The 12,374-nt window shown below is 62.0% G+C and carries 13 protein-coding genes; 7 read left to right on the forward strand and 6 right to left on the reverse strand.

What is annotated here, in order from left to right; all coding sequences use genetic code 11:
* Positions 1 to 70 precede the first annotated feature (70 nt).
* The 6 genes from hemA to J3P96_RS04915 all read left to right on the forward strand — a co-directional run bounded on the left by hemA (position 71) and on the right by J3P96_RS04915 (position 5,448).
* Positions 71 to 1,357, forward strand: a complete 1,287-nt coding sequence (gene hemA / locus J3P96_RS04890; RefSeq protein ID WP_434571844.1) for a glutamyl-tRNA reductase — start codon at positions 71 to 73, stop codon at positions 1,355 to 1,357.
* Positions 1,357 to 2,439, forward strand: a complete 1,083-nt coding sequence (prfA, locus tag J3P96_RS04895) for a peptide chain release factor 1 (protein WP_434628333.1) — start codon at positions 1,357 to 1,359, stop codon at positions 2,437 to 2,439. The genes hemA and prfA overlap by 1 nt, the downstream gene beginning before the upstream one ends.
* 14 nt (positions 2,440 to 2,453) lie before the next feature.
* Entirely contained in the window at positions 2,454 to 3,284 is an 831-nt protein-coding gene (gene prmC / locus J3P96_RS04900) for a peptide chain release factor N(5)-glutamine methyltransferase (RefSeq protein WP_434655702.1), read from the forward strand.
* Positions 3,278 to 4,033, forward strand: a complete 756-nt coding sequence (locus tag J3P96_RS04905; protein ID WP_434655704.1) for a molybdopterin-synthase adenylyltransferase MoeB — start codon at positions 3,278 to 3,280, stop codon at positions 4,031 to 4,033. The genes prmC and J3P96_RS04905 overlap by 7 nt, the downstream gene beginning before the upstream one ends.
* Positions 4,026 to 4,817: a glutamate racemase gene (gene murI, locus J3P96_RS04910; protein WP_434655706.1), complete on the forward strand. Its 792-nt coding sequence runs from the start codon at positions 4,026 to 4,028 to the stop codon at positions 4,815 to 4,817. The genes J3P96_RS04905 and murI overlap by 8 nt, the downstream gene beginning before the upstream one ends.
* A gap of 112 nt (positions 4,818 to 4,929) precedes the next feature.
* Complete coding sequence (locus tag J3P96_RS04915) at positions 4,930 to 5,448, forward strand: acyloxyacyl hydrolase (RefSeq protein ID WP_434571851.1); 519 nt, start codon at positions 4,930 to 4,932, stop codon at positions 5,446 to 5,448.
* Positions 5,449 to 5,557: 109 nt separating this feature from the next.
* On the opposite strand, the gene J3P96_RS04920 is transcribed toward J3P96_RS04915, so the two are convergent.
* The 6 genes from J3P96_RS04920 to J3P96_RS04945 form a co-directional block, all read right to left on the reverse strand.
* On the reverse strand, positions 5,558 to 5,863 hold the full coding sequence (locus J3P96_RS04920) for a YkgJ family cysteine cluster protein (protein WP_434655708.1): 306 nt from the start codon (positions 5,861 to 5,863) through the stop codon (positions 5,558 to 5,560).
* Between the two features lie 28 nt (positions 5,864 to 5,891).
* A complete protein-coding gene (locus J3P96_RS04925) occupies positions 5,892 to 6,656 on the reverse strand; it encodes an SDR family NAD(P)-dependent oxidoreductase (protein ID WP_434655711.1) in 765 nt (254 codons plus the stop codon).
* A gap of 111 nt (positions 6,657 to 6,767) precedes the next feature.
* Positions 6,768 to 8,201 (reverse strand): deoxyribodipyrimidine photo-lyase, encoded by a 1,434-nt coding sequence (gene phrB, locus J3P96_RS04930; RefSeq protein WP_434655714.1) that lies wholly within the window; start codon positions 8,199 to 8,201, stop codon positions 6,768 to 6,770.
* Between the two features lie 12 nt (positions 8,202 to 8,213).
* Positions 8,214 to 9,152 (reverse strand): MerR family transcriptional regulator, encoded by a 939-nt coding sequence (locus J3P96_RS04935; RefSeq protein WP_434628354.1) that lies wholly within the window; start codon positions 9,150 to 9,152, stop codon positions 8,214 to 8,216.
* On the reverse strand, positions 9,152 to 10,114 hold the full coding sequence (locus tag J3P96_RS04940; RefSeq protein ID WP_434655717.1) for a YbgA family protein: 963 nt from the start codon (positions 10,112 to 10,114) through the stop codon (positions 9,152 to 9,154). The genes J3P96_RS04935 and J3P96_RS04940 overlap by 1 nt, the downstream gene beginning before the upstream one ends.
* Before the next feature lie 172 nt (positions 10,115 to 10,286).
* Entirely contained in the window at positions 10,287 to 11,273 is a 987-nt protein-coding gene (locus J3P96_RS04945; protein ID WP_434571861.1) for an NAD(P)/FAD-dependent oxidoreductase, read from the reverse strand.
* 196 nt (positions 11,274 to 11,469) lie between these two features.
* Here J3P96_RS04945 and J3P96_RS04950 point away from each other — a divergent pair, with 196 nt between their 5' ends.
* Positions 11,470 to 12,369 carry a TIGR01777 family oxidoreductase gene (locus J3P96_RS04950; RefSeq protein ID WP_434571863.1) on the forward strand — a complete coding sequence of 300 codons (900 nt, stop codon included), beginning with the start codon at positions 11,470 to 11,472 and terminating at the stop codon, positions 12,367 to 12,369.
* Positions 12,370 to 12,374: the final 5 nt, after the last annotated feature.

The following is a 12,374-nucleotide window of genomic DNA, read 5'->3' on the forward strand; positions in this document are numbered from 1 at the left end:
CGGTGGTGGTTGTTCTGAATCTGACGAAGTAGGACAATTGCCGGCTTCACGTCACCACCAGCGACCTTGAATGGCCTTCCTTGCACTTGGTATCAACCACAAGACTGCTTCAGTAGACGTCCGCGAGCGCGTGGCCTTTACGCCTGAGCAGCTGGTGGAGGCCCTGCAGCAGCTCTGCCGACTCACCGATAGCCGAGAAGCCGCGATTCTCTCCACCTGCAATCGCAGTGAGCTTTATATAGAGCAGGATCACGTTTCGGCCGATTCGGTGCTGCGCTGGCTGGCCCAATACCATGATCTGAGCCTTGAAGAGCTGCGCGCCAGTGCCTATGTGCATGAGGACGATGCGGCAGTTCGTCACATGATGCGCGTCGCCTCCGGGCTCGATTCGCTGGTGCTGGGCGAACCGCAGATTCTCGGCCAGATGAAATCGGCCTACGCCGTGGCCCGCGAGGCCGGAACGGTTGGCCCGCTGCTGGGGCGTCTGTTCCAGGCCACCTTCAATGCCGCCAAGCAAGTACGCACCGACACGGCCATTGGCGAAAACCCGGTGTCCGTGGCGTTCGCCGCCGTCAGCCTGGCGAAACAGATTTTCAGTGATTTGCAACGCAGCCAGGCGCTGTTGATCGGCGCGGGCGAGACCATCACCCTGGTCGCCCGGCACCTGCACGACCTCGGCGTGAAGCGCATCGTGGTCGCCAACCGTACGCTGGAGCGCGCCAGCACCCTGGCCGAGCAGTTCGGCGCTCATGCAGTGCTGCTCTCGGACATTCCCGCCGAGCTGGTGCACAGCGACATCGTCATCAGTTCCACCGCCAGCCAACTGCCGATCCTCGGCAAGGGCGCGGTGGAAAGCGCCCTGAAGCTGCGCAAGCACAAGCCGATCTTCATGGTCGATATCGCCGTTCCCCGTGACATCGAACCGGAAGTGGGCGAACTCGACGACGTTTACCTCTACAGTGTCGATGACCTGCACGAAGTCGTCGCCGAGAACCTCAAGAGCCGGCAAGGCGCGGCCCAGGCGGCGGAGGAAATGATCACCGTCGGCGCCGAGGACTTCATGGTGCGCCTGCGCGAGCTGGCGGCGGTGGATGTGCTCAAGGCGTATCGTCAGCAAAGCGAGCGGCTACGCGACGAAGAATTGCAAAAGGCCCAGCGCCTGCTGGCCAATGGCGGCAGCGCCGAAGAGGTGTTGGTGCAACTGGCGCGTGGCCTGACCAACAAATTGCTTCACGCGCCCAGTGTCCAGCTCAAGAAGCTGACCGCCGAAGGCCGCCTCGATGCGCTGGCCATGGCCCAGGAACTTTTCGCCCTCGGTGAAGCTTCACCGGATGGCTTATCGGATAAGAAACCGTAATGAAAGCGTCACTGCTCAATAAGCTGGATATTCTCCAGGACCGTTTCGAGGAACTGACCGCCTTGCTGGGCGATGGCGAAGTCATTTCCGACCAGAACAAATTTCGCACCTACTCCAAGGAGTACGCGGAAGTCGAGCCGATCGTTGCGACCTACAAGCAGTTGCTCAAGGTGCAGAGCGACCTTGAGGGCGCCCAGGCGCTGCTCAAGGACAGCGACCCGGACCTGCGCGAGATGGCCGTGGAAGAAGTTCGCGAAGCCAAGGAGCAACTGGTCGAGCTGGAAAGCGACCTGCAACGCATGCTGTTGCCCAAGGACCCGAACGACGGGCGCAACGTGTTCCTCGAAATCCGCGCCGGCACTGGCGGCGACGAGGCGGCGATCTTTTCCGGCGACCTGTTCCGCATGTATTCGCGCTACGCCGAGCGTCGCGGCTGGCGGGTCGAGATCCTCTCGGAAAACGAAGGCGAACACGGCGGCTATAAAGAAGTTATCGCCCGGGTCGAGGGCGATAACGTCTATGGCAAGTTGAAGTTCGAGTCCGGCGCCCACCGCGTACAACGCGTGCCGGCCACCGAATCCCAGGGGCGCATCCATACGTCCGCCTGCACCGTGGCGGTCTTGCCCGAGCCGGACGAACAGGAGGCCATCGAGATCAACCCGGCGGACCTGCGCGTCGACACCTACCGGTCTTCCGGCGCGGGCGGCCAGCACGTGAACAAGACCGACTCGGCGATCCGCATCACTCACTTGCCTTCGGGCATCGTGGTGGAGTGCCAGGAAGAGCGCTCCCAGCACAAGAACCGCGCGCGGGCGATGGCCTGGTTGTCGGCCAAGCTCAACGACCAGCAGACCAGCGCCGCCGCCAATGCCATCGCCAGCGAACGCAAGTTGCTGGTGGGCTCGGGCGACCGTTCCGAGCGGATCCGTACCTACAACTTTGCCCAGGGCCGGGTCACCGACCACCGTGTCAACCTAACCCTGTATTCCCTCGACGAAATTCTTGCAGGTGGTGTCGACGCCGTCATCGAGCCCTTGCTCGCTGAATACCAGGCTGACCAGCTGGCCGCGATTGGCGAGTAAGCAGAGGTAAACCCATGACCATCATCGCCAGCTTGCTTCGCGCCGCGCAATTGCCGGATTCGCCCAGCCCACGACTGGACGCCGAGCTGTTGCTGGCCGCCGCCCTGGGCAAGTCCCGCAGCTTCCTGCACACCTGGCCCGAGCGAATCGTGCCGAGCGAGGCGGCGCTGTTGTTTTCCGAATACTTGCGTCGCCGTCGCTCCGGCGAGCCGGTGGCTTATATTCTCGGGCAGCAGGGTTTCTGGAAACTCGATCTGGAAGTCGCGCCCCATACGCTGATCCCACGGCCCGACACCGAACTGTTGGTCGAGACCGCACTGGCATTGTTGCCAGCCACGCCCGCCCGGGTCCTCGACCTTGGCACCGGCAGCGGCGCGATTGCCCTGGCGCTGGCCAGCGAGCGTCCGGCCTGGAACGTCACGGCGGTCGACCGGGTGCTGGAAGCCGTGGCCCTGGCCGAGCGCAATCGCCAGCGCCTGGGCCTGCGCAATGTCACGGTGCTCAGCAGTCACTGGTTCAGCGCCCTGGAAGGCGAGCGTTTCGACCTGATCATCAGCAACCCGCCTTATATAGCCGCCAGCGATCCGCACCTGGCCGAGGGCGATGTGCGTTTCGAGCCGGCCAGTGCGCTGGTGGCGGGGGCGGACGGTCTCGACGACTTGCGTGCAATCATCGCCCAGGCCCCCGATCATCTCGGGGCAGGCGGCTGGCTGATGCTGGAGCACGGTTATGACCAGGCCGAGGCGGTGCGTGGTCTGTTGCAAAAGCAAGGGTTTGCCGAAGTCCACAGTCGCAAGGATCTGGGTAATCACGAACGCATCAGCCTGGGACGCCTGCCGTGCTGAATGATCAAGAACTGCTGCGCTACAGTCGCCAGATTCTGTTGCAGCACATCGACATCGATGGGCAGCTGCGCCTCAAGCAGGGCCGCGTATTGATCATCGGCCTCGGTGGCCTGGGCGCCCCGGTGGCGTTGTACCTGGCCGCCGCTGGCGTCGGCGAGTTGCACCTGGCGGATTTCGACACGGTCGACCTGACCAACCTTCAGCGACAGATCATTCACGACACCGATAGCGTCGGCCTCACCAAGGTCGATTCGGCGGTGCGTCGCCTGACCGCCATCAATCCCGAGGTTCGCCTGGTTTCCCATTCGACCGCCATGGATGAAGACTCCCTGGTCGGCGCGGTGGCGGCGGTGGATGTGGTGCTCGACTGTTCCGACAATTTTGCTACCCGCGAAGCGGTGAATGCGGCGTGTGTCACCGCCGCCAAGCCCCTGGTCAGCGGCGCAGCGATTCGCCTGGAAGGGCAACTGTCGGTATTCGACCCACGTCGCCCCGAAAGTCCTTGTTACCACTGCCTTTACGGGCACGGCAGCGAAGCCGAGCTGACCTGCAGCGAAGCCGGTGTGCTCGGGCCGCTGGTGGGTTTGGTAGGCAGTCTCCAGGCGCTGGAAGCCTTGAAGTTGCTGGCGGGTTTCGGTGAGCCCCTGGTGGGGCGCCTGCTGCTGATCGATGCCCTGGGCTCGCGTTTTCGCGAACTACGCGTCAAGCGCGATCCGCGCTGCAGTGTCTGCGGTAACCGGCATGCGTGAGGCGCCGGTCGGTGTGTTCGACTCGGGTGTCGGCGGGCTGTCGGTGCTGGGGGAAATCCGTCGGCTGTTGCCCAATGAGTCGCTGCTGTACGTTGGCGACTGCGGGCATATTCCCTATGGCGAAAAAAGCCCGGAATTCATCCGGCAACGCTGCGCGCTCATTGCCGACTTTTTCCAGCGCGAGGGCGCCAAGGCCCTGGTGGTGGCTTGCAACACCGCGACAGTTGCCGGGGTGGCTGAACTGCGTCGCGACTACCCCGATTGGCCCATCGTCGGTATGGAGCCGGCGGTCAAGCCGGCTGCCGCCGCGACGCGAAGCGGCATCGTTGGCGTGCTGGCAACGACTGGCACCTTGCAGAGCGCCAAATTTGCCGCATTGCTCGACCGCTTCGCCACGGATGTCCGCGTGATCACGCAGCCCTGTCCGGGGCTGGTGGAGTTGATCGAGGCGGGCGACCTGCACAGTTCGGCCTTGCACCAACTGCTACAGGGCTACGTCAACCCGTTGCTGGCGGCTGGCTGCGACACACTGATCCTTGGATGTACCCACTATCCATTCCTCAAACCGTTGCTCAAACAGATGATTCCGGCCCATATCAGTCTGATCGATACGGGCGCCGCCGTGGCCCGGCAACTCCAGCGCTTGTTGGCGGAGCGGGCGCTACTGGCTGACGGGCCTGCCAGCGAAACTCAGTTCTGGAGTAGCGCTGATCCGATACATTTAAGAAATATCCTACCGATGCTATGGAATTCGTCTGGCATTGTGCGAAGCTTCGTTCTGTAAAAAAACGTGAAAATTATGTGAATCGTGCTGAACTTCTGATTTGGCGTGGATTTCTATAGCTGTGTCTTCTGTAAGAAAAACTAACTAAGGCTGTCGGAAAAGGATGTTTCTAATGAAGCGTTTATTCTGCTTTGCCGCATTTGCGGCTGCGTTGCTGGGGCACACTTACACCGCACAGGCGGCGGGCGTGGAATTCGGGGTTGGCCAGACCGGCGACTCGACCATGACCTATCGCCTGGGCATGCAATTCGATTGGGACAAGAGCTGGCTGCAGAGCGACGTGGGGCGCTTGACCGGTTATTGGAGCGGTGCCTATACGTACTGGGAGGGGGATGAAACTTCGAGCAACCACAGCCTGTCGTTCTCGCCAGTCCTGGTGTATGAGTTTGCCGGTCAGAACGTGAAGCCTTACATCGAGGCAGGCGTCGGTGTTGCGCTGTTTGAAAACACTGAAATCGAAAGCAACAAGCTCGGCACAGCGTTCCAGTTCGAAGACCGCATCGGCTTTGGCCTGCGCTTCAATGGCGGGCATGAAGTCGGCATCCGTGCCACTCACTATTCCAACGCCGGCATCAAGTCGACCAACGACGGTGTGGAAAGCTACGCATTGCACTACACAATGCCGCTGTAACTGAGAAACTGTGGGAGCGAGCTTGCTCGCGATAGCGGTAGGTCAGTCGGTCAAGTATCGCCTGGACCACCGCTATCGCGAGCAAGCTCGCTCCCACAAAAAGCTTCTTCTATCTGTATGCCGTTGCAATGCCCTGTCGCTCTTCCAGGCATTCTGGCGCACCCATCTCGAATTCCCGGCAGATGAGCGGACGTCTTTCGTAGATTGTGCATCTCATGGTGTCGCGATCCAGCGCCGCGCACCAGCCGTCGTCAAGACGCAGCATCACTTCTCCACCCCAGTCATCCGTGTCGATGAAGCGCTCGGGCACGCCGGTGTCGGTGATCAACATGACTTCCAGTTGGCAGCAGCACGCCGCACACGTTGAACACGTGACGGCCGGGGCGGGGATTTCGTGCAGCGGGATGGTCTTCATGGCGCGCAGTGTAAGGCAAGCGCGCTGTTCAGGGGTGTCCCTTGATCGGGCACTGGTAACTGTCCGAACGTGAATGCGCGCCCGCCAGCACCGTGTCGTTCGATGGCAATGGCCAAAGCAGGTTCATGGTCATGGCAGGCAGGATCACTTCAGGGGGACGTTCGGTCAGTTGGGTCAGGATGTGATCGGCTGCCGCTTCAGCAGACCAGCGAATCGACGGCGGCAATTCATCGTCGACGGCCGGCGATGAGTTGTCGAACCCTGGGTGCACGATGGTCACGTCGATGCCATCGCGGGCCAGTTTGCCGCGAGCCGATTCGAATAGAAAGCGCATCCCTTGGTCCCCGGCCTCGAATTGCGAGGGCGGCAGATAGGTCAGCGGACTGGCGATGCCCACCAGATGGGTCCCGTTGCCGGCGCGCAGCAATGGCGCGGCCGCCTCGATACACAGGCTGGCGGCCAGCAGGTTGCTGCGCACGATGTGTTCGATGATCGATGGGTTAACGGGTTGTCCGCTGATGTATTCGGCGGTTCCGGCGTTGATGATCACGGTATCCAGGGAGCCCCATTCCTGGGCGATTCGCTCGCCCGCCTCGCGTACGGCTTGACTGTCGGTCAGATTGCCGGCCACGATCAGGACCTGTCCTGGATATCTTGCCAAAAGCGCATCGCACGGCAAGCGCGAGCTGACAGCCAGATGGGCGCCGGTACGCAGTATCGATTCGGCCAAAGAGGCGCCAATTCCGTTACCGGCGCCGGTCAGCCAGTATCGCCGTGGCGGTGTCGAACCCATTCCTCACTCCTTGTTTACCGGACGATGCGCCTTTTTTAACGACTATATCGTCATACTATTGAGAATGGCAGCCCGCATCGGCCGACCCCTGTTCGTTCACCGCACAAATTCTCAACCGGCGTCCTGCCGTGACGGCAGGTTTCTAAACGCTGCCAGGGCGCGGGCCCTGGACTGGCTGAGGTCGACGATCGGAGCGGGGTAGTCCACCGCGCCAAACAAATCGCCACGGGTATTCGGGCTATGGACATCCGGCTTATCGAGATCGTTCAGTTCGGGTAACCAGCGTTTGATGAACAACCCCTCGCGGTCGAATTTTTCCGATTGGCTCAACGGATTGAAAATCCGGAACCAGGGCGCCGAGTCGGTGCCGGTCGAGGCGCTCCACTGCCAGCCGCCATTGTTTGCCGCCAGGTCACCGTCGATCAGGTGCTGCATGAAAAAGCGTTCGCCCTCTCGCCAATCGATCAACAGGTTCTTGGTCAGGAACATCGCCACCACCATCCGTAGGCGGTTATGCATCCAGCCGGTCTCCAGCAATTGGCGCATGGCAGCGTCAATGATCGGCAAGCCTGTACGGGCTTCTTTCCACGCCGCCAGTGCCTGGGGGTCGTTGCGCCAGGCCAGGGCCTCGGTTTCCGGGCGGAACGCGCGGTGGCGCGATACGCGGGGGAATCCCACCAGAACGTGTTTATAAAACTCGCGCCAGAGCAGTTCATTAATCCAGGTCACGGCGCCGACGTTTCCGCTTTCGAACTCGCCCTGATTGGCCTGCAGCGCGGCGTGCAGGCACTGGCGCGGTGAAACCACGCCGGCCACCAGATAGGCCGACAGCTGGCTGGTCCCGGGTCTGGCCGGAAAATCCCGTTCGCTCTGGTAGTAATCGATGTGTTGCTCGACGAACGACTCGAGCCGGCGCCGGGCTTCGCTTTCGCCGGCGGGCCAGAGATCGCGCAGGTCCGCATTTGGCGGGTTGAATCCTTCGACCTGCGTCGGCAGCGGATCGCTGGTGATGGCGGTAGGCGCCTGGCGGACAGGCGCGGGCACCAGGCTCGGTAACGAAAAATGCAGACGGCTATAGCAGACCTTGCGAAATTGGCTGAACACCTTGAAATAACTGCCGGTCTTGGTCAGGACGCTACCGGGCTTGAACAGGAGCTGGTCGAGATGGCTGTGAAATTCCACGCCCTCATCCTTTAGCGCCCGGGCGACGTCGGCGTCGCGCCGGGTTTCATTCAGGCCGTATTCCTCGTTGACGTGTACGGCACCGATGCCCAGCTCGCGACATAAAGTGACCAGCACTTGCGGGGCCTGATTCCAATACTCCGTGTTGCGGATCAGCAATGGGATGTTCAGTTCCGCCAGGGCCGTGCTCAATGCCGCGAGGTTGCGCAACCAGAAATCGATCTTGCAGGGTGCATCGTCATGGGCCGCCCATTGCTTCGGGCTCGGCAGGTAGACCGCTACGCAGGGCCCCCGGGCAGCGGCGGCCGCCAGGGCGGTGTTGTCGTGCAGGCGCAAGTCGCTGCGCAGCCAGATCAATTGCATGGATTTTTCCAACTAAAGAAGTTCTCTGCGGCTCAGTTCGCGATGAGCCGATAGCGGGTCTTCGGCCCAGCTGACGTTGCTCATTGCCGCGCTTGCAGACAGCTTGGCCTGGTGAATCGAGGCGGCGGGGCCGGCGATGATGATCGGGCAGTCGAGCCCGCTCAGCAGCCTGGGCAATTGCGACAGATTCAGTGCCTGGCTCGAATACAGCAGCACGCCGCGGGCCTTGAGCCGTTCGACCGCCAACGCCAGCTCACCGGCCGGGAGCGGCCCGTCGAACACCTCCACGGGACAGTCGGCGCTGCTTGCCAGCCAGGCGGTGAGCCACAATTGGGGCTCCTGCGGCACCTCGGACTGGTTGATCATCAACAGCGGTGCGCCGCGCAACTGGCGGTTGTTGTGGTAGATCCGGCTGCCGAATTTGCTGCGCAGCCAGGAGTACAGGAAGACCTTTTCCAGCTGCGCGCCGAACTGGCTCTGCCAGCGCAATTGCAACTCGCCCAGCAAGGGCAGGAGCAACTGTTCACAAACAGTCCAAGGCGGATACAGCGCCATGGCCTGGTTCACCGACTCATCGACCTGACGCTCGGCCAGTTGCGTCACCGCCAGCATCAGGGCATGGCGCTGACGTTGCCAGTCGTCTTCCAACGGTTCGCCTGACGGCTGCGGTGTGTCGAGCAACGGTTTTATCTTGCTCACTGCCACGCCACGATCGATCCAGGTGAGGATGCTCAGGATCCGCTGCACATGTTCGCGATTGAACAAGCGATGGCCCTTGGGCGTACGGTGCGGCACGATCAACCCGTAGCGCCGCTCCCAGGCTCGCAGCGTGACGGCATTGACGCCGGTTTGCCGGGCGACTTCGCGGATGGGCAGCCAGCCCTGCGCGAGGGCCTTGGCGAAGTCGGCGCCAAGGTCTTCGCTGGCGCTGGAGTCGAGTTCGTCTTTCATCAGATGGCGTTTCGCAAGCTGAGGTTCTCTGGGTGCGGTTGCAGGTAGACCTGTTGTGCGAGATAGGGGTCGGGGTGCTGACGCAGATGATGCTTGAGCAACGTGAGCGGCACCACCAGTGGCACGATACCAAGACGGTACTGCCCGATCAGGTGCTGCACCTCCTGCTTGTCATCGGCATCGATGGCGCGCTTGAGGTAACCGCTCAGGTGCTGCAGGACGTTGGTGTGCGTGCGTCGGGTGGCGCATTTCTTCAAGGCCGCCATCAGCGCGCTGAAATAACGCTGGCCCAGTTCGTCCGGATCGGCCTTGCCCATGTTGCCCAACATGTTGCCCAACGCCTTGTATTGCTCAGGGTTGTGGGCCATCAACAGGTACTTGTAGCGTGAGTGAAATTCAATCAGGTCGCGTCGGGTCAGCCCCCGGCGGCGCAGCGGTTGCCAGGCGGCATAGGCGAATACACGGGTCAGAAAGTTCTCCCGCAGTACCGGATCGTTGAGGCGGCCGTCTTCTTCCACCGGCAGATCGGGGTGACGCTCGCAAAAGGCCTGGGCGTAGACACCACGTCCGCCGCCGTCCTGCGGGACACCGTTGTGGTCGTAGACCTTGACCCGCTCCAGCCCGCAGGACGGCGACTTCTGCATGAAGATATAGCCGCAGATGTCATCCAGCTCAGCGGCCATTTGTTGTCCGTAATCGGCCAATGGCTGGGTCACGTCGAGGTCTCGCTTCACCGTGCCGACCGCGTCGGGGCGCGCGGGGTTGCCAACCAGCCGGATCGGCTCGCGCGGGACGCCCAGGCCAATGGCAACTTCCGGACACACCGGCACGAATTCGAAGTACTCGACCAGCGTGCGGCTGCACAACGGCGATTGCTTGTGACCACCATTGAAGCGCACTTCAGCGCCCATCAGGCAGGCGCTGATGGCAATTTTCGGTTTGGCGATAGCTTCGTTGGGCATGGGCGACCTCTGCTGGGTAAATCTTGTACATATACTATTATTTGTACAATATTTTCATCATAGGTCGGTACGCGAACAAGTCAACCGATTGTTCCAGGCCGAAGGGTGGCGTTGTGACCTTGCCGCCGGCTGCTGCCTCTCGCGACAGCAGCGGATGGCCTGGGGAATGCGCTCACTGAAGGCTGGCGTGCAAGCGACGGGCGGCATCCTGGCCACTGAGCCATGCTCCTTCGACCCGGCCGGACAGGCACCAGTCTCCGCACACATACAAGCCCAGGTCGGCATCGGCCAGGGCGCCCCATTCGTGGCTGCCGGCGGGACGGGCATACAGCCAGCGATGGGCCACGCTGAAGCTCGGCGCGGGCATCGCGCTGTGCAGCAGTTCTGCGAAGGCGCCGTGCAAATGCTCGATCACCGCTTCCTTGGGCATGTCGATGTGCTGGCGGCTCCAGTCGCTGGTTGCATGCAGCACCCAGGTGTCGAGCTTGGCATCGCGCCCTGGTTTACTGCGGTTGCGGGCCAGCCAGTCGAGGGGGCTGTCCTGGACGAAGCAGCCCTCCATGGGCGTATCCAGGGGTTGTTCAAAGGCCAGCGCCACTGCCCAGGTGGGGTCCATTTTCACCCCGGCGGCGACGCCGGCCAGTTTCGGCACGGCGGCGAGCAATGCCGTGGCCTGAGGCGCGGGCGTGGCAATCACGACCTGGCCGAACGGGCCGTGGGTAAACCCTTCGGCGTCCTGCAGGTGCCAGTGTTCCTGGCCACGAAAGACCTCGGTGATGCGGCAGGAGAACTGCACCTGCAGTTCGCCGAGCAGGGCGCGGGTAATCGCGCTCATGCGCGGGGTACCGACCCAGCGGGTCTGCTCGTCCGGCGAGGGGCTCATCTGCCCGTCCTGGAAGTGATAGAGCTGCGGGTTCCATTCCGCCGCCCAGCCGTTGGCTTGCCAGCGCTGGACTTCCGTGACGAAGCGCCGATCCCGGGCGGTGAAATATTGTGCGCCCATGTCCAGCGCGCCAGCGTCGCTGCGCTTGCTCGACATGCGGCCGCCGCTGCCATGGCTTTTATCGAAGAGTTGAACGACATGCCCGGCCTCCGTCAGGGCCTGGGCGGCTGAAAGTCCGGCGATGCCGGTGCCGATGATTGCGATGGGTACAGTCATGAGGGCCTCGTTTACCTTTCTGTACAGACTACGCCGTCGTTTAATCCTGTACAATTCTGGTTTTTGGTATAAGTTTTACCGTTCGCGTTTTGGCGGGTTGTCCTATTGTTAGGTACAGACCCTGTCCGATATGAACAACGCCTACTTATAAAAATAGACTAATGGGCCAGGTAAAACGCGAGCCGAGGAACATCTCATGCACATATTGCTGACCGGCGGTACTGGTTTGATCGGACGTCAACTCTGCCGGCACTGGCTGGAGCAGGGACATCGCCTGACGGTCTGGAGTCGTCGGCCCGAACAGGTGGCGAAAATCTGCGGCGCGCAGGTGCGCGGTATCGCCAGCCTCGATGAGCTTGGCGAACCGGTGGATGCGGTCGTCAACCTTGCCGGCGCGCCTATCGGCGACAGGCCCTGGAGCCATAAACGCAAGATGCTGCTGTGGAGCAGCCGCGTCACGCTGACCGAGGTTCTGCTGGCCTGGCTGGAGCGTTGCGAACAGAAACCGCGGGTGCTGATTTCAGGCTCTGCGGTGGGCTGGTATGGCGACGGCGGCGAGCGGGAGTTGACCGAAGAATCCGGACCGGTCAGCGAAGACTTCGCCAGCCAGTTGTGCATCGCCTGGGAAGAAACCGCGCAACGTGCAGAAGCCCTGGGCATACGCGTGGTGCTGGTTCGCACCGGCCTGGTCCTGTCTGCCGAGGGCGGCTTTTTGTCGCGGCTGTTGCTGCCGTTCAAACTGGCAATGGGCGGGCGTATCGGCAGCGGGCGGCAGTGGATGCCCTGGATTCATATCGACGATCAAATCGCCCTGATTGATTTTCTTCTGCACCGCAGCGATGCCAGTGGTCCTTATAATGCCTGCGCACCGAACCCGGTGCGCAACCGCGATTTCGCCAAGGCCCTGGGGCACGTACTGCATCGCCCGGCCGTGGTGCCGATGCCGGAGCTTGCGTTGAAAATCGCATTGGGGGAGTTGTCATTGCTGTTGCTGGGAGGCCAGCGCGCCACGCCCGCCCGATTGCAGGCGGCGGGGTTTTCATTCCGGTTCACTGAGTTGTCTGCGGCCCTGGAAGATTTGTCGGGTCGCCTTTGAAATAG

The organism is Pseudomonas sp. R3-56, from assembly GCF_051132075.1.
Taxonomy (GTDB): Bacteria; Pseudomonadota; Gammaproteobacteria; order Pseudomonadales; family Pseudomonadaceae; genus Aquipseudomonas.

Coding starts and splice junctions, on each gene's coding strand:
- J3P96_RS04915 (WP_434571851.1), top strand. CDS start 4,930: ATGAAGCGTTTATTCTGCTTTGCCGCATTTGCGGCTGCGTTGCTGGGG.
- phrB (WP_434655714.1), bottom strand. CDS start 8,201: ATGCAATTGATCTGGCTGCGCAGCGACTTGCGCCTGCACGACAACACC.
- J3P96_RS04945 (WP_434571861.1), bottom strand. CDS start 11,273: ATGACTGTACCCATCGCAATCATCGGCACCGGCATCGCCGGACTTTCA.
- J3P96_RS04920 (WP_434655708.1), bottom strand. CDS start 5,863: ATGAAGACCATCCCGCTGCACGAAATCCCCGCCCCGGCCGTCACGTGT.
- J3P96_RS04950 (WP_434571863.1), top strand. CDS start 11,470: ATGCACATATTGCTGACCGGCGGTACTGGTTTGATCGGACGTCAACTC.
- J3P96_RS04925 (WP_434655711.1), bottom strand. CDS start 6,656: ATGGGTTCGACACCGCCACGGCGATACTGGCTGACCGGCGCCGGTAAC.
- murI (WP_434655706.1), top strand. CDS start 4,026: ATGCGTGAGGCGCCGGTCGGTGTGTTCGACTCGGGTGTCGGCGGGCTG.
- prmC (WP_434655702.1), top strand. CDS start 2,454: ATGACCATCATCGCCAGCTTGCTTCGCGCCGCGCAATTGCCGGATTCG.
- J3P96_RS04940 (WP_434655717.1), bottom strand. CDS start 10,114: ATGCCCAACGAAGCTATCGCCAAACCGAAAATTGCCATCAGCGCCTGC.
- prfA (WP_434628333.1), top strand. CDS start 1,357: ATGAAAGCGTCACTGCTCAATAAGCTGGATATTCTCCAGGACCGTTTC.
- J3P96_RS04935 (WP_434628354.1), bottom strand. CDS start 9,152: ATGAAAGACGAACTCGACTCCAGCGCCAGCGAAGACCTTGGCGCCGAC.
- hemA (WP_434571844.1), top strand. CDS start 71: ATGGCCTTCCTTGCACTTGGTATCAACCACAAGACTGCTTCAGTAGAC.